Annotated in this window: 18 protein-coding genes, 1 tRNA gene and 1 CRISPR repeat array; all 19 genes read left to right on the top strand. The window is 30.2% G+C overall.

From position 1 onward, the window contains the following. Positions 1-149 precede the first annotated feature (149 nt). The 19 genes from selD (at position 150) to ACWJJT_RS05655 (ending at position 21,409) form a co-directional block, all read left to right on the top strand. Positions 150-1,157, top strand: coding sequence for a selenide, water dikinase SelD (selD, locus tag ACWJJT_RS05745; protein WP_462956748.1), 1,008 nt, complete (start codon positions 150-152; stop codon positions 1,155-1,157). A gap of 20 nt (positions 1,158-1,177) precedes the next feature. Beyond that, positions 1,178-2,569 carry an L-seryl-tRNA(Sec) selenium transferase gene (gene selA / locus ACWJJT_RS05740; RefSeq protein WP_462956337.1) on the top strand — a complete coding sequence of 464 codons (1,392 nt, stop codon included), beginning with the start codon at positions 1,178-1,180 and terminating at the stop codon, positions 2,567-2,569. 25 nt (positions 2,570-2,594) lie between these two features. After that, positions 2,595-4,502: a selenocysteine-specific translation elongation factor gene (gene selB / locus ACWJJT_RS05735; RefSeq protein WP_462956336.1), complete on the top strand. Its 1,908-nt coding sequence runs from the start codon at positions 2,595-2,597 to the stop codon at positions 4,500-4,502. A gap of 82 nt (positions 4,503-4,584) precedes the next feature. Next, positions 4,585-4,681 (top strand) — tRNA-Sec (locus ACWJJT_RS05730). 167 nt (positions 4,682-4,848) lie between these two features. After that, a complete protein-coding gene (locus ACWJJT_RS05725) occupies positions 4,849-5,052 on the top strand; it encodes a hypothetical protein (protein ID WP_462954108.1) in 204 nt (67 codons plus the stop codon). A 59-nt stretch (positions 5,053-5,111) separates the two neighbouring features. Further along, positions 5,112-6,089 carry a helix-turn-helix transcriptional regulator gene (locus tag ACWJJT_RS05720; protein WP_462956335.1) on the top strand — a complete coding sequence of 326 codons (978 nt, stop codon included), beginning with the start codon at positions 5,112-5,114 and terminating at the stop codon, positions 6,087-6,089. A 261-nt stretch (positions 6,090-6,350) separates the two neighbouring features. Next, on the top strand, positions 6,351-9,266 hold the full coding sequence (cas10d, locus tag ACWJJT_RS05715) for a type I-D CRISPR-associated protein Cas10d/Csc3 (RefSeq protein ID WP_462956334.1): 2,916 nt from the start codon (positions 6,351-6,353) through the stop codon (positions 9,264-9,266). A 2-nt stretch (positions 9,267-9,268) separates the two neighbouring features. Further along, positions 9,269-10,246 (top strand): type I-D CRISPR-associated protein Cas7/Csc2, encoded by a 978-nt coding sequence (gene cas7d / locus ACWJJT_RS05710; protein WP_462954105.1) that lies wholly within the window; start codon positions 9,269-9,271, stop codon positions 10,244-10,246. A 3-nt stretch (positions 10,247-10,249) separates the two neighbouring features. Beyond that, positions 10,250-10,909, top strand: coding sequence for a type I-D CRISPR-associated protein Cas5/Csc1 (gene cas5d / locus ACWJJT_RS05705; protein WP_462956333.1), 660 nt, complete (start codon positions 10,250-10,252; stop codon positions 10,907-10,909). Continuing rightward, positions 10,906-13,251 (top strand): type I-D CRISPR-associated helicase Cas3', encoded by a 2,346-nt coding sequence (gene cas3, locus ACWJJT_RS05700; RefSeq protein ID WP_462956332.1) that lies wholly within the window; start codon positions 10,906-10,908, stop codon positions 13,249-13,251. Before cas5d ends, cas3 begins: the two co-directional genes overlap by 4 nt. 12 nt (positions 13,252-13,263) lie before the next feature. Next, complete coding sequence (cas6, locus tag ACWJJT_RS05695; RefSeq protein WP_462954102.1) at positions 13,264-14,025, top strand: CRISPR-associated endoribonuclease Cas6; 762 nt, start codon at positions 13,264-13,266, stop codon at positions 14,023-14,025. Beyond that, positions 14,004-14,624, top strand: a complete 621-nt coding sequence (cas4, locus tag ACWJJT_RS05690; protein ID WP_462954101.1) for a CRISPR-associated protein Cas4 — start codon at positions 14,004-14,006, stop codon at positions 14,622-14,624. Before cas6 ends, cas4 begins: the two co-directional genes overlap by 22 nt. Positions 14,625-14,663: 39 nt before the next feature. Then, positions 14,664-15,662: a CRISPR-associated endonuclease Cas1 gene (gene cas1 / locus ACWJJT_RS05685; protein ID WP_462954100.1), complete on the top strand. Its 999-nt coding sequence runs from the start codon at positions 14,664-14,666 to the stop codon at positions 15,660-15,662. Positions 15,663-15,679: 17 nt separating this feature from the next. After that, on the top strand, positions 15,680-15,952 hold the full coding sequence (gene cas2 / locus ACWJJT_RS05680; protein WP_462954099.1) for a CRISPR-associated endonuclease Cas2: 273 nt from the start codon (positions 15,680-15,682) through the stop codon (positions 15,950-15,952). A 165-nt stretch (positions 15,953-16,117) separates the two neighbouring features. After that, a CRISPR array of direct repeats spans positions 16,118-18,051; the repeat unit is 37 nt; unit sequence ATTACTAAAGACATTAAGCTCCATTGGAGATTGAAAC. A 132-nt stretch (positions 18,052-18,183) separates the two neighbouring features. After that, positions 18,184-18,471, top strand: a complete 288-nt coding sequence (locus ACWJJT_RS05675) for a transposase (protein ID WP_462955054.1) — start codon at positions 18,184-18,186, stop codon at positions 18,469-18,471. Beyond that, on the top strand, positions 18,405-19,118 hold the full coding sequence (locus ACWJJT_RS05670) for an IS3 family transposase (protein WP_462956747.1): 714 nt from the start codon (positions 18,405-18,407) through the stop codon (positions 19,116-19,118). The genes ACWJJT_RS05675 and ACWJJT_RS05670 overlap by 67 nt, the downstream gene beginning before the upstream one ends. 26 nt (positions 19,119-19,144) lie before the next feature. Continuing rightward, entirely contained in the window at positions 19,145-19,318 is a 174-nt protein-coding gene (locus ACWJJT_RS05665; protein ID WP_462956331.1) for an integrase core domain-containing protein, read from the top strand. Positions 19,319-19,559: 241 nt separating this feature from the next. Further along, entirely contained in the window at positions 19,560-20,777 is a 1,218-nt protein-coding gene (locus ACWJJT_RS05660) for an AAA family ATPase (RefSeq protein WP_462956330.1), read from the top strand. Next, the gene (locus tag ACWJJT_RS05655; RefSeq protein WP_462956329.1) at positions 20,777-21,409 is read left to right on the top strand and encodes a retron system putative HNH endonuclease; all 633 of its coding nucleotides are present in this window, start codon (positions 20,777-20,779) and stop codon (positions 21,407-21,409) included. The genes ACWJJT_RS05660 and ACWJJT_RS05655 overlap by 1 nt, the downstream gene beginning before the upstream one ends. Positions 21,410-21,456: the final 47 nt, after the last annotated feature.

The following is a 21,456-nucleotide window of genomic DNA, read 5'->3' as shown; positions in this document are numbered from 1 at the left end:
TCTTATTAGGCGATTATATGGATAAAGATTATTTAGTAACTGAATCAAATTATTTTAATATGTAAAGTACTATATAATACTTTACATATTAAAGATTTTAAATATAGAGTAAAAAAGGAGGGATCATTTTGACAAAAAAACTTACAGAAATGACAAGATCCTCTGGTTGAGCAGCTAAAATAGGGCCGGAGGCTCTCTCTAAAATATTAAACCAATTACCTAAAATGGTGGATGAAAATTTGATTGTCGGAATTGAAACTTCCGATGATGCAGCTGTTTATAAGATAAATGATGAAATGGCAATGATACAAACTTTGGATTTTTTCACTCCTGTAGTGGATGATCCATATACTTTTGGACAAATTGCAGCGGCGAATTCTTTAAGCGACATATATGCAATGGGAGGGAAACCAACGCTTGCACTTAATATAGTTTGTTTTCCGACCTGCATTTCTATGGATATACTTGGAGAAATACTTAGAGGTGGAGCAGATAAAGTAATTGAAGCAGGAGCAATTGTCATAGGAGGACATTCAGTTGATGATAATGAGCCCAAATATGGCTTATCAGTCACTGGTTTTGTGCATCCGGATAAAATTCTGAAAAATTATGGATGTGAGGTTTGCGATGTACTGATACTTACAAAACCTTTAGGTACGGGTATAGTGAACACTGCAATAAAAGGAGGCGTCGCGTCTGTTAATGCATATAATCAAGCAGTAAAGGTTATGACTACTTTGAATAAATATGCTGGAGAAATAATAGCATCACATGAAATAAACGCATGTACTGATATAACTGGATTTGGAATTATGGGGCACTGCTTTGAAATGGCTAAGGCTTCAAAAGTTACACTAAAGCTTTGGAAGAATAAAATACCATATATCAAAGAGGCAAAAGAGTACGCTGAAATGGGTTTAGTACCGGCAGGTTCTTATAAAAATAGGGATTATATAAAAGAGGAATACGAGCTTAGAAATATTGAACCTTGGCTGGAGGATATTATATTTGATCCTCAGACATCTGGAGGACTACTGGTTTCATGTACTAAAAGAGAAGCTGAAAAACTAATTGAAGAACTTTCAGAACTTGAATTGAAATCTGAAATTATTGGTGAAGTTCTTGAATATGGAGATAAATATATTATTGTAGAGTAAAAACAGAATGGAGAATAAAAATGGAAAAAAATTTACTGCTACGAAAATTACCAAAAATTGATGGTCTTTTAAATGAAGCTTTTGTAATTGATGTTTTGTTAAACACATCGAGAGTCAAGGTTGTTGATGCACTTAGGGAAACAATTGATCTATTTAGGAAAAACATTTTATCTGGAGATTTAGAAAACTTTGAAACAAATGATATCCTTGAGCAATTTAAAAGAAATATAGAGGAAAAAAAATCTGTAAGTTTAAAAAAGATAATCAATTGCACTGGAGTAATTATTCATACAAATTTGGGAAGGTCGAGGCTTTCGAAAAATGCAGTAGAAGGTGTATTAAATATAGCTAACAATTATAGCAATCTTGAATATAACTTAGCTGATGGGAAAAGGGGATCTAGATACAGTCATGTTGAAGATATCCTTACGAAAATTACAGGGGCCGAAGCTGCATTGGTTGTTAATAATAATGCCGCAGCAGTACTTTTGGCTTTAAATACACTGTGCAGCGGGAAGGAAGCGATTGTATCAAGAGGACAGCTTGTAGAAATTGGTGGATCTTTTAGAATACCAGATGTAATGAGATTTAGCGGCGCAAAGCTAATAGAGGTTGGAACAACTAACAGAACCCACCCTCATGATTATGAGAGTAACATAAATGAAAATACGGGTGTATTATTAAAAGTACATACTTCAAACTTTAAAATTCTTGGGTATACACTTGAGGTTCCTAATGAGGAATTAGTTGAAATAGGACTTAAGAATGACATTCCAGTAATTGAAGATATTGGTAGTGGAACTCTAGTTGATTTTTCAAAGTACGGTTTTACTCATGAACCAACAGTTCAAGAAAGTGTAAAAAAAGGGGTAGATGTTATTACATTTAGCGGAGATAAGATGCTCGGAGGACCTCAAGCCGGGATTATAGTAGGTAAAAAGAAATACATAGATATGATGAAAAAAAACCAACTTACTAGAGCACTTAGGATTGATAAAATGACTCTTGCGGCGCTTGAAGGAACACTTAAATATTACTTTGATGAAAATGAAGCTGTGGAAAACATTCCTACACTTTATATGATATTAAGCTCTAAGGAGCTTCATAAAAAAAGAGCGTTGAAGCTTAAAAGAAAGCTTAATTCAAATTCAGAAAATTTTACATTTAAAGTTTGCGAAGATTTTTCTATGGTAGGTGGGGGTTCAATGCCCGAGGCACGGATAGCGACCTTTGTAATTAAAGTTAAAAGTAGTAATTTACCCTCAGAGGAAATTGAAAAGAGGCTTAGGCTAAATAAAGTTCCGATTATAGTACGCGTAAGTAATGATGAGGTCATACTCGATTTAAGGACCATTGCTGATAATGATTTTGAAGTAATATCAGAAGCTTTTAAAAAAATGGATCTAAATTGAAATTTTATTTGGGGTGGTGATAACTATGAAACATATTATAATTGGTACAGCGGGGCATATAGATCATGGTAAAACATCACTCGTAAAAGCACTTACAGGTAGAGAAACTGATACCTTAAAGGAAGAAAAAGACAGAGGAATATCGATAAATTTAGGGTTTGCCTGTTTTGATCTCCCGTCTGGAAGAAGAGCAGGAATAATAGATGTTCCTGGTCATGAGAAATTTATTAAAAATATGCTGGCGGGTGTAAGTTCTATTGATATAGTTTTAATGGTAATTGCTGCTGATGAGGGTATTATGCCTCAGACAAAAGAGCATTTTGAAATACTTCAACTACTTGATGTAAAAAAAGGAATTATTGTGCTTACTAAAATTGACATGGTGGAAGAAGAATGGCTTTCAATGGTAAAAGATGACGTTAAGGAGCAATTTAAAGACAGTTTCCTAGAGAATGCACAAGTCCATTGCGTATCATCTAAAACTAGGCAAGGAATATCGGAACTTGCATGTGAGATAGATACGATGACGCAGGAGGTACGTTCAAAGGATATAACAGGGCATTTTAGGCTTCCTGTTGATAGGGTATTTTCGGTAAGTGGTTTTGGAACTGTTGTAACTGGTACTGTTATTAGCGGTAAAATTGAAGAAGGGCAAACAGTTATGATGTACCCCTCAAAATTAATGTCCAAAATAAGAGGAATTCAAGTGCATGATAATCCAGTTAAAATTGCAGAGGCAGGTCAAAGGTGTGCAATAAATCTTGCAAATGTTAAAACAAAAGATATCGAAAGAGGAGATGTTATTTCAATAGAAAGCGTAATGGAGCCATCTCTTATGGTAGATTGTAAGATTTACTATTTATTGAGCAATTCAAAACCTCTTGTAAATAGACAAAGGGTAAGATTGTACCATGGAACAAGTGAAATTATTTGCAGAGTAGTAATACTTGACCTTGAGGAAATAAATCCTGGAGAGGAAGCGTATGTACAGCTTAGGCTTGAAAAGCCTCTTACAGCTCAAAGAAATGATAGATTTGTAATTAGAAATTATTCACCAATGTATACGATTGGTGGAGGCTCGATAATAGAGCCCTCAGCGCCAAAGGCTAAGAGGTTTCATGATGACTACATAGAAGAGCTTAAAATAAAAGAAAGTGGGCACTCTGAGAGTATTATTGAAAAAACTGTAGAAAAATTAAGCTCAGAATTTCCAAGGATTTCTGGTATATTGAAATCATTAGGTAAGAATGAAGGGGATGTTCAGGAAAAACTTGACATTTTAGTTTTAAATCAAAAGCTACTAAAGCTTAAAGGTGGAGATTCTCCAGTTTATATTCATATAAACTATTTAAATAAAAAGGTAAATACTCTTTTAAAGCTTGCTTCGGATTATCATAAAAGTAACCCGCTCAAGCTTGGAATCTCAAAGGAAGAAATTAAAATAAAAGTATTTGGAAAAAATATAAAACAGAAGACCTATGATGATTTGCTATTTGGGCTTGAGCAAAAAAAAGTAATTAATCTTAAAAGCAAGTTTATAGGTGAATATGGCTATGAAATAGTACTTACCAAAGAGCAACAATCAGAAAGAAACACAATAATAAAAGTCTTTGAAGATGCACATTATATCCCACCCAAATATGAGGAGTTGCTCGAGACTTCAAAGGATAAAAAGATTTTTACTATGGTATTTGAACTACTACTTGATGAAGAAATACTCTTTAAAATAAACACAGAATGCTACTTATTAAATGACTATTATAAAGAAGTAAAGGATAAGGTTAAAAAATATATTGATGAAAATGAAAGTATTACTATTGCACAGTTTAAAGACATGATGAATACTAATAGAAAATATGGACTTATTTTACTAGAACATTTAGATGGAATAAAATTCACTAAACGTGTGGGAGATAGTAGGGTACTTTTATAGCAGGTGAAATAAAATTTAATTTTACAAAAGATATCATAGTGTGAGCATCTGTGATAAAATGGTACTAGAGTTAAATTTTTATGGGAGTAGATAGGTGCTGGTGTGCCTGCCAGTCTTCAAAACTGTGTTGACCTGCTAAGACCAGGTTGGGTGTGTTCGATTCACACATATTCCCGCCAATTAAATTTAAAGCCTTGAGGGGCTTTTTTTTAGTTCTATTAAATCATCTCATGCGGAGATGCAATATCAACGACTTCAGAAGGAGATTTACCTCTTTGTAGACCTCTGGAGTAGATAACAATTCTTAATTGTTATCTACTCCACTTCAGAACGGGTTAAAAGTGGTATGGCTAATGCTAAATCTGAGGGTGAAATAATCGGTATAGCTAGAACAAGTATGGATGATATACCAATAGCAGTAACAAAAGCCTATGAACTATTAAGAAATTGCAAAATAAATAAGGGCGAATGTGCTAGAATGTGTGACATATTAAGACCAAGTTTGCATAAATATACTAAGAATATTGAAAAAGAAGAAGGGTTAGTATGATATAAAATATATATAATTTGATTAACATTTTTAAAAATTCAAAAATAAAAGGAGTAAAAATGAGGGGCAAAAATATATCTAGTAGAACAGAAAAAAGGAATGCGATGACCTATATTATATATGAATTATTAAAAGGAAAAAAACTTTCAACAAAGGAAATGGCAGAATTAGTGGGAAAAGATCAAAGAACATGTGAAAGATATGTAAAAGAAATAGAAGAAAGTGATTTGCCTATAAGGAGAGAAGTATCTCAATATTATCTCAATACGGATGAGGGGTATTTGCCTTTTTATTTATCTAAGGAAAAAATAAATCTGCTTTATATTTCACTAATATCTTTTAGTGCATTTGGTAGAGATTTAAAACTTGTAAATGAGGTGATTAAGCAGATAGAAGAACTAGTATCTCCAAGAGATAAAGAGTTGATGGACAGTATAAAGGGAAATCTTGTGGTTAAAAGAAGATATGAGATTATAACAGCTAATAGTTACAGTAGTTATGAAATATTTATGTTGTTGCTTGAAGCTTTTAGTAAAAGACGTTGCATTAAAATTAAATACAACTCTAGGAGAAATAATGATTATAGGGTAATAGATGTTTATGGTTTTTGTTTAGCAAAAGAAACTTACTATATAAATGCCTATTGCCACAAGGTAGATAAAATTCTTATGTTTAGAGTAGATAGGATTACGGAATGCACTCTAGAGGATACATATTATTGCATTTCAGAGGAATTCAATTTGAAACAATATTATAAATATACTTGGGAAGTGGAAAAATCAAAAGAACCCTTTGATTTTGAAATTTTGTTTTGTGGTAGGTCTATTAATAATATTAGAGAAAGAAAATGGTGTGAAAACCAGGAAATAACTAATAAGAATGAAGGCACTATTTTATTTGAAGGGACTACATCTTCAAAGATAGAATTTGAAAAGTGGATTTTAAGTTTTGGGAGTGAAGCAAAGGTTATTAAACCATTGTGGTTAAAAGAAATAATAAAAGAAGAATTAAATAAGGCGATTATATTATACGATTAAGAATTTAACAATATTTTAGCAACACAGGTGGTAATTTAATAGTTAAAGAGCGACAATAAGTGTGTCGCTCTTTAATTTTAAACATATTTAGTATTGAAATTCTTATTTTAATAGTAGTATAATGTAATTGATAAACTAAATATAGAAAATAAATTATAATGTGGTTAAAAATACAAAGGAAAAAATGTAAATTATCTATAAGTATATTGTGACAAATTAAAGAAAGAGGGTGAGAATATTAGTAAGGATAAATTAAAAGAGATGTTTAAATTAAGATTAGTTACGTTAAAAGAAACAAGCGTAATTAATGACTATTATGAAAAGATAGTAAACAAAGGTTTGAAAAAATATAAAAAAATAGTTCAATATGGAATGAAAAAAAATCAAACATTATTCAGCCATGTGCTTGATATGATTGGGGTTCTAGATGGAATTAGAAATATCTTGCCAGTAGATGAATTGGAATTAAGAGTATTAATGGTTGCTATAACAATACATGATCTTAATAAGTTAGAGGAACATGCTGAAAAGTCATATTCAAGAATTATTTCAGAACAAAATAATAGAGGTGAATATGAAAATATACTTAGTGAATGTGAAGTACTAAGCATTAAAGACTTCTTTCCACAGTACAAGGAATATATAGAGGACATTAGAGCTATAATAGGTCAACATTCTGCACATACCAGTGCTTTTGCAGAAAATCTGATTTGTAATCCTGAAAGATACAAATTAGGGGATGAAAAAATAGAGATATTAATTTCTATAATAAGAGCGTTGGATGTATTAGATTTATCTAAGACTATGGATGAGGAGGAAAAGAAAAGACAATTTTTAACTCATATTAATAATGCAACAAAATACAAGAGTAAACAGTATAAATTGGTTACACATACTATAAGTGAAGACAGAGGGATACTTACAAATATATGTCATAATACTGTGGTTAAATTTTTGGAGGAGAAAGCATTTATTGATGTTGCCTATTATAAAGAAGGAGTTCTTTATTTAGTCGAGGACAAAGAAATACTTTTTAATGAAAAGGATAGAGAAAATCTTATTGCAAGCTGTGTTGATTCTATTAAAAGTAAGATCTTCTATGATTTCAAAATTTACATTAATAATGTTCAGTCAGGCATTAAGGTTGATGAAAAATGTTTAGATATTGCATCAATAGAAAAAATAATTTATGAAATTAAGATAAGATGTGAGAAATCAAAGATTCCAGATATTAATAAAAAAAATCAAATTATTAGAGTTGTTGCCGAAAAATACATAAATCTATATTCAAGTGAAAAATCGGAAGGGTTTGAGGAATGCATTACAAAATTAAAAATAGATATTGAGGCCACAACGGAAAAGAAGATCTTAAGTAAGCTTAATAAAGAATTAAAGGAAAAGAATTGTTTACTAAGGGAACAAAAGATAGGAAAAGGTATTTTTCATAGAAAAGTTAAGGAAGAATATTTTATAGAAAGTAATGAGGACAAGCTTAGATTTTCGGAATATGTAAGATCCTTTTATAATTTTGTAAATAGTCATGTGTGCACTAATACTATCCTAAGTTGGAATGAATTATACACTTTCTTTAACATTTCAGAAGAGGATAGTTATTATTTAGATGCTTTTGAAGGATTGTACATAAGACCATATGTTTTAGGACAGTTAATATATGATGAATATAAAGACATGGACGAAGAACTTACAAACAGGATTATTAAATATTTGGAAGGTAAGCTTTCAAATCAAGAGAATAAAAATGAAGATATCATGTGGGTTGATTTAAAAGATTATCTTAATAGAAACATAATTCTATCTTTTGATAATAAAATTATATTTAAAAAAGAAAATGCATTAAAGAATTATGCAGAAAAGAAAAGTAGCAAGTGCTGTTTATGCAGCAGTGAATATGAGACAAGCAATTGGATGTCAGTTAATGTGCCCTACAAGTTAAAAATACAGAATTTTTCAAATAAAATAAATGGAGGCGCTAGGGAACCTAAAAGAAATATATGTTCCATTTGCAATATAGAATATTTGCTTCATAAAGTCACTTATGCCTCAAAGGTTGAAGTAAGTAGGAGATATTTAAGCATACTTCCTAGGGGATTTAATACAAAATCATATATTAGAGCATTTAGAGAGAGTATTAATGAATTTAAAAGCAAGGACATAGGCTCAGTTTATTTTAATGAATATAGTACATTTGTAGCATTAGCTAATGAAAATGTGGAGGAAATAGAACCACTTTTTACACAAGCAAAGATAAATGGAATAGCTATACCAAATTATGCAGAGACATTAACAAATTATTTTATTTTACCTATACATTTGGTTAAAAAGGATAATGAAACTACAAAATGGATTTCAACTTTATTGTATGCACTAACTTTCAATATATATTTTGATTCCAAAATAGTTATAAGCGAGTTTCCAGTACCAATATTAAATCAAAGTGAGATGGAAGAGATATATGTGGGAGATGTTCCTGTACAATTCAGGAATATATTTGAAAAAAATTGGACTAAGGAAGAATGTTTAAATACAATAAAATTATTTATTAATTTATTCACAATGGCTAAGTCCTTGGGAGAAACAGCGGATATAGTTTATGACTCATTAAAAGCTATGGCAAAGGGTAGAACAAACTTTATATATTGTGTATATAAAAAGCTAAAAAATAAATATGATAACCCTAATTTTAAGATTAAGGAAATTAAAGATTTTATAGATGGAATTTTAAGTTATGTAGAGGATGGTGAGATACTAGTGTCAAACATTAAAGAGTTAGCTCTATTTGCTAATGGAAATTATATAAGAGGAAATATAAATGGAGGATTTATAAAGGACAATGCTATAAACAAACCACTTAATATTATAATGGACATATTGTGTAGATGGGATAACAACATATACACGCAGGAAGATATAACAGTTTTATGTAAAAGTGAGATTCAAAAATATTTTAAAAGAATTGACCCTAAATATGGAAAAACTAAGAAAAGAATTGAAGCAGTAGAAAGGTATGTGGATTTATTTATGAATAAGATTCTAGATGAAACATTAGGTGGCAAGGTATATAACCTTGAAAATGAGAAGAAAAATATATTATCTACTTATAGTTATTATTATAGATTGGCAATGACTAAATTAAATAAAAATGGGAGTGAAGAATAATTATGAAAAGAGAAGATATAATTAAGGGCAAAGAAAGTAATTTTATGGACAAATACACACATTTTCCGGAGGGGAAATATATTACAGTAGCTATATTAAGAGAGGCTCAATCAGAGTGTATTTTTAGGACTGAGGGTTCTGGAGAAGGATTAAACAAGGAAAGAGTTTCAATGGGTATAGAAAATAAAGCAAATGATTTTAGAGCAATTATTAGTAAAAGAAAGCAATGTGCAGTGGAAAGAAGGACAGGTAGAGAGTATTTAAGGCTTAATGATTTGTTATTTACTACTAGTAAAGATAAGAGTGTATGTGCTTTAAATAAGAATACGCCATGTGGAAAATGTTTAGATTGTATGACTAATGGGTTTGCGGTAGGCGATGGTGGTGCACAAAAATCAAGAATTATATATGATAATGCTTATTCTATATTACCTTTCAATATGGTAACTGGGGTTAAAACCTTCAATGCTCTTTATGACAATGGAACTATGAGGGATGAAAAGGGTAATGCTTCATCATCAATAAATGAAGATGAATATATTAAGCCGGGAACAGTATTTATGGATATGATAACTTTTAAAGATGTAACTTTTATTGAATTTATATATGGTTTATCCAACATACTTAGAAGTAGAAGATATGGAGCTATCTCTAGCAGAATTGGTAAGATGAAGAACACAATATTGAAGGTAGCTTTTTCAGATTGTGAACTCTTCTCTAATCTTGAATTAACGCAAAGAGTATATGACAAGTTAGTTGTAGCTTCAGAAATAGAGTTCCCGCTTGAATCAAGCATAGTAGAAAAATCTGCAAAAGAATCCTTTGATGGATTGAAGAAAGAAGTATTTGGAAATATTACAGAGCTAAATGAGGCTGAGTTAGGTGATTTATTAGAATATATAAAAAGTATCTATAAAGAAGATGGGGAAGAAAAGGCAGTAGATTTATTTAAAGAACAATCAAAGCAGTATGGTGAATAGGTAATGGAAATTTATAAATATACGTTGGAATTTATGGAAGAAGTTTTCTTTTCAAGTCAAGAAATAGATACCTTATTCTCTACTAAGCCTTTTATTGGTAATTATGCACTTACCTATGCTATGGGGTGGTGTAATTCTAAATATAATCAAAATTATATTAGTTATGAAGAAGACTTTAAATTAGTCAATAGCAATGGATTGTATATTACACCAGCTTATATAAAAGAACCTAAATACAGTTTGTTTACTTTTAATGCTTTATCAGATCGGTATTATCACAAGATGGAAAGAGCTTTGGCTAATTATCCACAAGTGGGAAAAATAAAGGCTTTATCGGTAGGAAATAAGGCAGAGGGACTGCTATTTTCTGAGGATGAACTTAAAAAAATAAGTTATATTCGCCTCGGTAAATTTCTTGGTAAAGTTAAGGTTAGCTATGAAAAATGTGACTTTGATATTGCGAGTTATGATAAAAAGTGTTATGGATTAGTTAACTCGGTGGATTTAAGTGGAGAGTTTAACGCTAAAAGTTTTGACCTTATAAACATGCATCCGGTTTCTCTTCTTAAAAATCTGAAGGGAGAAGGTAAAATGTATCAGATAAAAACAGAGCAGGGTGAAATTTTTTATCCTTGTCAGGTGAAACTTGGAGGAAATATATGAAGCATTATACAGTAAAAGGGGAGTTCTTAAAAAAAGCTCCCTCATCTCCTTATTTATATCATCAAAAAAGGACACTAGATGAGCTCGGAAGCAATTCAGTTGTATTCAATACTTATCCAACAGGTGCTGGAAAAACAATAGCGTCTCTATTGTACTTAAAGGAAAATATAAATGTAGATACATTGTTTATAGCACCTACAAATGAGCTCTTAAGGCAACATTCAGACGATATTAAAGAATTTGTTAAGAAAAATAATTTGCCACATATAGTTGTGAAAATTGATGCTAGTGTAATAGAGAAATTGCGGGAAGGTCATAGAAAAGGTGCTGCATTATATGAAGTCCTAAGTAATCCTCTACAATTTAGAGATGAACTTTCAATAGAAAATATAGAGTACGATGGTAAAAGACCAGTAATAGTAGTAGTTAATCCAGATATTTTTTATTATTGTTTTTACTCACTTTATGGGAAAAATGATAAGGGCAATTTAATGGATATTATAATCAAAAAATTTAACTATATAGTTATTGATGAATTTCATTACTACAATTCTAAGCAGTTGGCTAATTTTCTCTTTTTCATGATTTTATCTAAGGAATTCGATTATTTCAAATATAGAAGAAAAATGTGTATATTGACAGCAACTCCAGATGCATTGGTAGAGCAATATTTAAAACGTGGTGGTATAGAATATAAGATTATATCAAATGAAAATGAAAGTTTAGAAAGTGAAGCTTATGAAAAATTGAAAACTCTTACGGAGTTAGATTTATATATTACTAACAAAACACTGGATGAGGTTGTTTGTGAGATGTATAAAGATAATTTTTTGAAAAATGATTGTGTAGTTATTAGTCAGTCAATATATAGAGTCAATAAACTAAAGCAGCAACTTATTAATAGTGGTATTAGTAAGAATGATATAGGCATTATTACTGGTGCAATAAAGTCTGATGAGAGAAAAAACGCTGTGGCAAAACAACTTATAATAGCAACACCAACGGTTGACATAGGATATAATTTTAAAAAAGACAATAAGGAAAGCCAAAATATTGATGTAGTAATAACAGAAGCTAATACTTGCGATCAGGCATTGCAAAGACTTGGTAGGGCTGGAAGAATACTTGGTAAAAAGGTTCAAAGTAAAAGAAGCAAGGTTGTAGTATGCGTTACAGATGTGGTATATGAATCTTTTAAAGAAGAAACGGGAGAGATATCAAGGTTAGAACTTAAAGAACTTATAAAAAAAGCTATGCCAGAGCGAAATATAATGAAGAAATACATAGAGACTAAGGGAATATTAGAATTGTGTTTCCCATTGAAGGAAATATATAGAAAGATGTCATATCGGAATAGATCTATTATAGAAAACTTATTTGATATGGTTATATCTGTATTTGCACCAAAAAGCAAGGAGAACTTTAAAGGCCTATTAGCAAAGATAAATAAATATAATAAACAATGTATATTTATAAATGAATACAACAAGTCCGGTGATAAAAAAGAAGTTGTACAAAATATCGATAATAACCTATTTATTGAGTTTTACAAAAATTATTGCCTAGATGAAGATGAGGTTGTAGATGAATCAATGCTTGATGATTTTTCACAAGAAGATATAAAAATTCTAAAATCAGATGTTGAGCAGGAGATAGTCCATTATATAAATTCAGAAATAACTAAAATAAAATCATTAATTAATTTCAGAGGTACCGATATCAGTAAGCCTGCTTTAGTTTTTGATAAATATTATAAATTTGGGCAAGAACATAGGCTATTTGTATATGATATTTTCCATTTAATGAGATATTATGAAATAGATTGGTATGAAAATAAAAAAGACTTTGAGAAGGCAGCAAAAATAAAGCTTAACGATTATGAGGAAGAAGTAAATGGAATAGATAAGATAGATATATTTGTAATAGTTAATGGAATAAAAGAAAATGCTATAGAAATTACTTGGGAATATGCATTTAACGGTGAGCAGAGTGCTTTTGATGAAAAATATACAAATAAAATTGAAGCTATAAATAATCTTAATTTAGTTGGATATGAATATACAAATCTAGGAAGGGAAGGTGTGGCCTTTCCAGAAAAAATAACCAAAGCATTCAGAGAAAGTTATATAGCGATATACACAATTTCACAGGAACCAAAGGAAGAGTATAAAATCAGGAAAATAATAAAAAATCAGCCTATATTTCTTCAAAAGTTAACGGTGCAATTTCCAGAGAGTCAAAAAGAGTATTATATAATAATAGGAACTAATGGAATTAGTGTGGATAGTGAAGTTGTAAAAATGAGAAGTAAAAGTATTAAAGAAGAATTTTTTATAGTGTAATTGGAGGGTTAGATGTTAAATTATTATAATATATGTTTTAGGAGTACGGAGAGAATTGAAAACACAATTGATACAGCTAGAATGTGGCACGGTATATTTTTTAAGATATTAAAGGAATACAATGAGGAAATATCAGATAAGTATCATGGACAACAAAGCAAGCAATCATTTTCTATATCTCCTATATTTTCCACGGAGGATTTTAATAGTGAATATTTTAGCAAACATTCACTATTAAAAGTCAACATAGCTTTATTTAGTGATGAAATGAATATGGGGTTGCTTGAATTCATTAAAAAAAATAGAAGTGTTAATTATGGAGAAGCAAAGCTTTTATTAGATGAGGTTCATTTTAAGATAATAGATGAGGAGCTATTAGAACATAGCAGAATTAAAAGAGGAACACTGAATTTTATAAGTACAACAGCTTTTAGAATAAATTCGATAAACTCACCACTTCCAAATCCTAGGAGAATATTTAAAAGCTTAAGTAAGAGTTATAGTGAAATTTTCAATCATGAACTTTTGCCTGATGAGGTTATCGAGCAAATTGAAAAATACGTTATAGTAGAAGGACTTAATATTAATACAGAAGTAGCTAAATATAAGAAATTTGCTGTAACAGGCTTTATAGGAATGGTTACTCTAAATTTGAGGTTTCCAGATGAAGAAGTTCAGAGGAACTTAGAAAAATTATTTGCTTTAGCGTCTTATGTGGGGATAGGTTACAAGACAGGAATGGGGATGGGTCAATGTATAGTGTTGAAGAAGTAGATAAAGATTCATTTTATATAGAAGCTAGTGCTGTCAATACTTATCTTTACTGTCCACGGCGCTGTTATTATGAATATATTCAAAATGAGTTTGAAAGTAATGTCCATACCATTCTTGGGGACCAAGTTCATGAAAATGTGGATGAGTTTGGTGAAGAGGAAAGGCGTGGTAAGGTTATATATAAAAGTGCTAAGCTCATTTCTGATAAGTACGGTGTAGTGCTTAAGGTTGATACAGTAGAAGAGAATGGCGATGAAATCTATCCGGTTGAATACAAGAAGGGTAAAAAAGGTTTGTGGAAAAATGATAAGTACCAAATGGCATTACAAGGTATGCTATTAGAAGAAAAGCTTAAGAGAACAGTAAGTAAAGGCTATATTTACTATGTAGGTTCAAAGGAGAGAGTGGAATTTAAGATAACTAACAAAATTAAAGAAGAAATTATTACCACCATTAATAATATAAGGAAATTATATACTTCAATGAAGATACCTGAGGGCGTGGATGACAATAGGTGTAAATATTGTAGCATTAATAATATATGCTTGCCAAAGGAACGGAATATACTTAATTCTATGAAAAATGCACGGAAAGAGTAATATATTTTATTTGAAAATATATTAGAGGGGGAGAATGGAATGAGTACTCTTTATGTAACACAGCAATACACTACATTGAGAAAGGAAGATGAAAGGTTAAAGCTATATAAATACAAAGAACTTTTAATTGATATACCTATATTTAAAGTGAAGCAGGTTGTTATTTTTGGAGAAGTGACAGTTACAGCATCTACTATAAGGCTATTTGCGGAAAATAAAATAACTTTATGTTACTTAACAGAGTGGGGGAAATTTATAGCGAGAATGGAAGGTGATGTATCAAAAAATGTTATTGTAAGATTGAAACAGTACGAAAATCACATAGATATGGATTATGGTTCTGTGAAATTTGCAAAAGCATTTGTGTCAGGGAAAATTAAAAATAGTAGAACTACACTTATGAAAAGTAACCGTGGTGAAGAAAAAAGTGAAGCTTTTAAGAAAGCTATAGATGAACTTAATAGACTCGAAAAATGTCTTGAATACCAGGATAATGTGGATTCTATAAGGGGAATAGAAGGAAGAGCAGCAGCAGTGTATTTTTCTGTTTTTTCAGAAATGATAAAAGGCAATTTTACTTTTCAAAATCGTAATAAAAGACCACCTAAAGATCCTATAAATGCTATGTTAAGTTTTGGGTATGTATTGCTTGCAAATGAAATTTCTTCAGCAGTATCAAGTGTAGGACTTGATCCCAATATAGGATATCTTCATAGACTTAGATATGGAAGACCATCACTGGCACTTGATTTGATGGAGGAATTTAGGTCTTTGTTTGTAGATAGGTTAGTGATTAGTATAGTGAATAATAAAATACTTACAGAGGATGATTTCGAAACTGTTTTGGGCGAAGTGAAAATGAGCAAAAAGGCTATTAAAAAATTCCTTGGAGCCTATGAAGGAAAGAAGTATGATGAGATATACCATCCTTTATTTAAGTACAAAACCACGTATCAACAATGCTTTCATATGCAAGCAAGATTATTCAGTAAGGCTTTGATGGAAGAAATTGAATATGTACCATTTTTAATTAGATAAAAGGAAGTGAATATGGTATGATATACTTAGTTAGTTATGATATAGTTAATGATAAAAAAAGAACTAGACTTCACAAAATGTTGAAAAATTATGGTGCTAGGAACCAATATAGTGTTTTCGAATGCGATTTAGATGGTAAAAAATATGTTGAACTTGAATATAAGATTAGAAAGATTAAGATAGAAATAGGCGACAGCATCATGGTGTACCCTATATGCTCATCTTGTGAATCTAAAATTATAAGAAAAGGCTCATTTGCTCCACTTGATGTTACAAAAATGATTTATTAAATCGCCAACTTATGTGTAATGAAAAACACGGTACCCTGGCGATGCTTGTAAATAGCCATTTCCGCGGGGGTTACGATAATATTTGGTATAGGTTTTCCTGAAAAACCGAAGCCTTGCGAAAAATGGTGCCTGAAACCAGTGATTTCAAGGGGTAAAACGCGAGCGATTACTAAAGACATTAAGCTCCATTGGAGATTGAAACATACTTTATTATATGCAGTAAATAACTATTTAGTACATTACTAAAGACATTAAGCTCCATTGGAGATTGAAACATATATTCGTCCGCTTTATATTCTTCAATTTTTTCTATTACTAAAGACATTAAGCTCCATTGGAGATTGAAACATATTCATATTAAAACACCATCCCTATAATTATCAAATTACTAAAGACATTAAGCTCCATTGGAGATTGAAACACATTACTATTATAGAGTAGCACACAACTTTACTATTATTACTAAAGACATTAAGCTCCATTGGAGATTGAAACTTAATTGTTCTATTTAACACTAACTTATAAATTTCTATTACTAAAGACATTAAGCTCCATTGGAGATTGAAACTAGATATTATAAGATAATAACATATCTGCTATGAGTATTACTAAAGACATTAAGCTCCATTGGAGATTGAAACACTAAAGGATTATTAGTAAAAGAAGAAGGGACACAATTACTAAAGACATTAAGCTCCATTGGAGATTGAAACAAACAAAGAAATGATACTTTCAATTTTGGGTGCAGAATTACTAAAGACATTAAGCTCCATTGGAGATTGAAACCCGGGGGTTAATATTGGAGCGGTTGGAGATATTCCATTACTAAAGACATTAAACTCCATTGGAGATTGAAACATGAAGATAATGATAATGGGGAAGAGGTTTATATTTAATTACTAAAGACATTAAGCTCCATTGGAGATTGAAACTTAATTAGCCATTCTATAAGTTCTACTGGTTTTTGATTACTAAAGACATTAAGCTCCATTGGAGATTGAAACTTCCAATCAACATTAGTAATATAATTTTTATCCATTATTACTAAAGACATTAAGCTCCATTGGAGATTGAAACGCAAGTACTAATACTTCTTTCGTAACTGATTCGGTAATTACTAAAGACATTAAGCTCCATTGGAGATTGAAACAAAAGCATTGATAGAGCAGTAACAAATAAAAGTTTAAATTACTAAAGACATTAAGCTCCATTGGAGATTGAAACTTTACTTCTCCATTTTCAAAAGTTATAGTTAAAGATTACTAAAGACATTAAGCTCCATTGGAGATTGAAACAAATTAAGGCTATAGCGTTTATATTATTGTTATTCATTACTAAAGACATTAAGCTCCATTGGAGATTGAAACTGCGTTAGAGTCCCAATTAAAAATATTTGAAGTTGGATTACTAAAGACATTAAGCTCCATTGGAGATTGAAACATCTAGACGAGCGGTCCTTTTTTCTTCGCCCTTACATTACTAAAGACATTAAGCTCCATTGGAGATTGAAACAGTTAAATACTTATTTATTTCTGATTCTTGCATTAATATTACTAAAGACATTAAGCTCCATTGGAGATTGAAACACTATAATATCTATTATACTCCTATAATTTTAAATTATTACTAAAGACATTAAGCTCCATTGGAGATTGAAACACAAGTACAGGTGATGTATCCGCAGTTATTCCTTCATTACTAAAGACATTAAGCTCCATTGGAGATTGAAACTATTGTGCTCTCCTGGTCTTGCTGATACCTTGGAATGATTACTAAAGACATTAAGCTCCATTGGAGATTGAAACCAGAAAAGGTTATTGAACAATTCCGTTCTGGCTTCGAATTACTAAAGACATTAAGCTCCATTGGAGATTGAAACTGCTTTATTTGATGCAATAACGTCTAAATCAGTTATATTACTAAAGACATTAAGCTCCATTGGAGATTGAAACAAATGTATGTTATACGCAGTTTTGGGCTATAGGCTAGATTACTAAAGACATTAAGCTCCATTGGAGATTGAAACAAAAATCGTAATAGGTTTTTATGCATGTATTTAAATATTACTAAAGACATTAAGCTCCATTGGAGATTGAAACTGCAGACATTCCAGCTGTCTTATACGCATTATCCGCATTACTAAAGACTGACCTGATTGACCTGATATACTAAAGTTGTAACACTGAGTACTAATAAAATAGTATAATAAAATTAGGAGAGTGGTGTTACAAATGGCAAAGAAAATATATGATCAAGTATTTAAAGAAAAACTGGTAAAATTAAATCTAGAAAATAGTAGAACAATTCCAAGTTTAATTAAAGAGTATGGTGTATCTAGATCAACCCTTAATGTGTGGATTAAAAGCTATTGTGAAGAATGCAAAGAATCAGAAGAAAAAATATCTCCTAGTGTTTATGAGGAAAATAAATTATTAAAAAAGCGAGCTACTGAATTAGAAAAGGAAAATGCTTTCTTAAAAAAAGCTGCGGCATTCTTCACCAAGGAAATAGACAATTAATCTACCAGTTTATATTTGTCAACAATAAAGAGTTTGGCATCAGATGGTTATTACGTCGCTTTGAGCTATCACCTAATGCATATTACAATTATTTAAAATTCAGTAAAAATATCTATAATGAACAAAAGAAATTAGTTTTAAAACATATACAGAAAATTTTCCACAGTGAAAATGGAAAAATGGGATATAGAATGGTAAAACGCTCATTAGAAAAACAAGGAACTAATTTGAGCTTATTAACTGTGCATAAATATATGAAAGAATTAAATATTAAGTCGGTTTCATTTAGGAAAAGACCTAATTATGTAAAAGGAACTTCACATAAAGTATTTTCAAATATCCTAAATAGAGATTTTACAGCTGTAGCTAAAAATTTAAAATGGTGTACAGATTTCACCTATATACATCTTTCAAGCGGTAGGATAATGTACAATTGTTCTATTTTAGATCTATATGATAGAAGTATTGTAGCAACTAAAATATCTAATCATATAACCGCTGAACTAGCTATTGATACACTTAGTGAAGCTATATCTAATCATAATCCCCCTACGGGATTAATAATTCATAGTGATCAGGGATCGCAATATACCTCAAAGGCATTCACTTCCTTTTGCGAGGATAAAAAAATGCAGCAGTCTATGTAAAATGGATCCTATATGATAACGCTCCTATGGAGTCTTTCTTTGGAAAACTCAAGAATGAACATATTAAGCATTACAGTATTAAAGATGCTCTACATTTAGAAGAACTAACAAATGATTATATTTTTAGATATTATCACCATAAACGGCCTCATAGTTCTCTGGGAGGATTAACCCCTTTTGAGAAAAGATATTCTAAGTAATTATTTACACACAAGTGTTACAATTTTACTTGACCAGGTCATAGGATACTTAAAGGAATGCTATTTGCAAGGTGAAATTTTAGACTATTAATTTAGCATTAATTAAAATTAGATAGTATATGTGGGTAGTAAGTAGCAGGGTAAATAGATGCGGAACTCCATTAGACAATAAAAAAATGAATTTAAACTACAACGATTTTTGTATTTTAATAAAAAGCAATAAAAAAGGAGTTAGATCGTAATGAAGATTAAATCACTTTATATAGAACAATTAAAAGCATTAAAAGATTTTAAAATAGAATTTAATGAAAATGTTAACATATTAATTGGTGAAAATGGGTTAGGAAAAACAACTATACTAGAAATTATATATAATATGATTATATCAAATGAAAAGTTTATCTTAGAAGAAAAAAAATGTGGGGTATGTAAATTAGAAGTTGTATCAGATGCAGAAGGAGTACCTGATACATTTCTTGATCAAAATCGAATTTCTTCTAAAAATATAGAAGAAATTATTATTAATCCCCAATTGAATAAATTTCCAGACACCTTATTTGAAAAGAAAATTTCAAAACATTGGTATGGAGAAGGTACAAATATAGTGTATTTACCTACAGGTGTAAACTTTAAAAAATATAAAGTTGAAACACCTAAAAAAATAGAACAGAATGTTAATATAGGTATTATTTTGAATTCTGATGAAATGAGCATAAATCTTAAAGAGTATCTTGTAAATATTCATTATAAAGATTTAGAAGATATTAGCATAGGAGAAACTGCACACCGTGTTGAAAAATTCAAGAAACTATATAATTCTTTCTTTGAAGAAAAGGAATTTATAGGAATAAAAGATTTTGAACCACTTTTTAAAATAAAGGATACAGGGGAAATGCATTCGGCTGATGAGTTAAGTGCTGGGGAAAAGCAAATTTTCTTTAGAGGAGGTTCATTACTACAAATGAATTTAAATAATTCAATTATATTAATAGATGAGCCAGAATTAAGTCTGCATCCAGAATGGCAGCAGAAAATATTAGAGTTTTATAAAGGCATAGGTGAAAATAATCAGATAATAATTGCAACACATTCACCCCATATAGTATCTTCTTGCAAAAGAGAAGAAGTTATAGTTTTAGGTAGAAGTAAGGGCAACACAGTAGTGAAAAGAGATGTAGAAGAAACCTATGGATGGACTGTAGAACAATTATTGCTTTCTGTATTTGAACTTAAAAGCATTAGAAATCCGGAAGTACAACAAAAATTAGATGAATTTAAAATGCTTTATATAAATAAAGAAAAACTAAGTGATAGTGAATTAGATAAATTTAATCAGTTGAAAAATGAATTAGAAAAATATTTAGATCCTGAAGACCCATCTTTATCTTTAATCAATATAAGAGAAGATTCTAAAAAATTAGACTCATTAATACAAAGTTTAAAATCAGGTAAGAAATAATGCAGCCCAATTGGGATGAGTTTTCAAAAACAGTAGCAAAAAAAGAAACTATTGCTATCTTAGAGGAAATGTATAAAGGGTGTTGCTGTTATTGTGAAAGTAAAATTAAAAGCACTTCATATCCAGAAATAGAGCATTCTAAGCCAAAGAGTAAATACCCAGAAATTTGTTTTGACTATAGCAATCTTCATTATAGTTGTAAAAGGTGTAACATTGCAAAAGGCTCATATTATAGTAAATTTATAATAAGTCCAAGTGATGAAAATCCAGAAGAGTATATTAAATATATAGGAGAGTTGGCTGTAAGTATAGATAATAACAAGCGCGGTACTACAGTGATAGATATAGTAAAATTAAATGAAAGGGCAGATTTAAAAGAGGAAAGAATAAAATATTTAAATGAATTTAGTAAAAACTATGAGCTTTTAGTTTCTGCTATAGAAATGGTACTAGATAATAAAGATTCTAACGGTATGAATATAGTAAAGCCTTTTATTACTAGGTTTATTGAAAATGTAAAAATAAAGAGTAAACATGGTGAAAGTTACTGTACTATGATTAATCATAATTTTTTAGATAAATTAGATGCATTAAAGAAAGTTTTAGCAGAGGTGAAATTATTTACAACTTAACTATAGAGGTGAGATGTTTATAGTGATGAAATTTTACACTATTAATT

The organism is Clostridium sp. CM041 (assembly GCF_055081035.1).
This window is presented reverse-complemented; position numbering and strand designations above follow the sequence as displayed.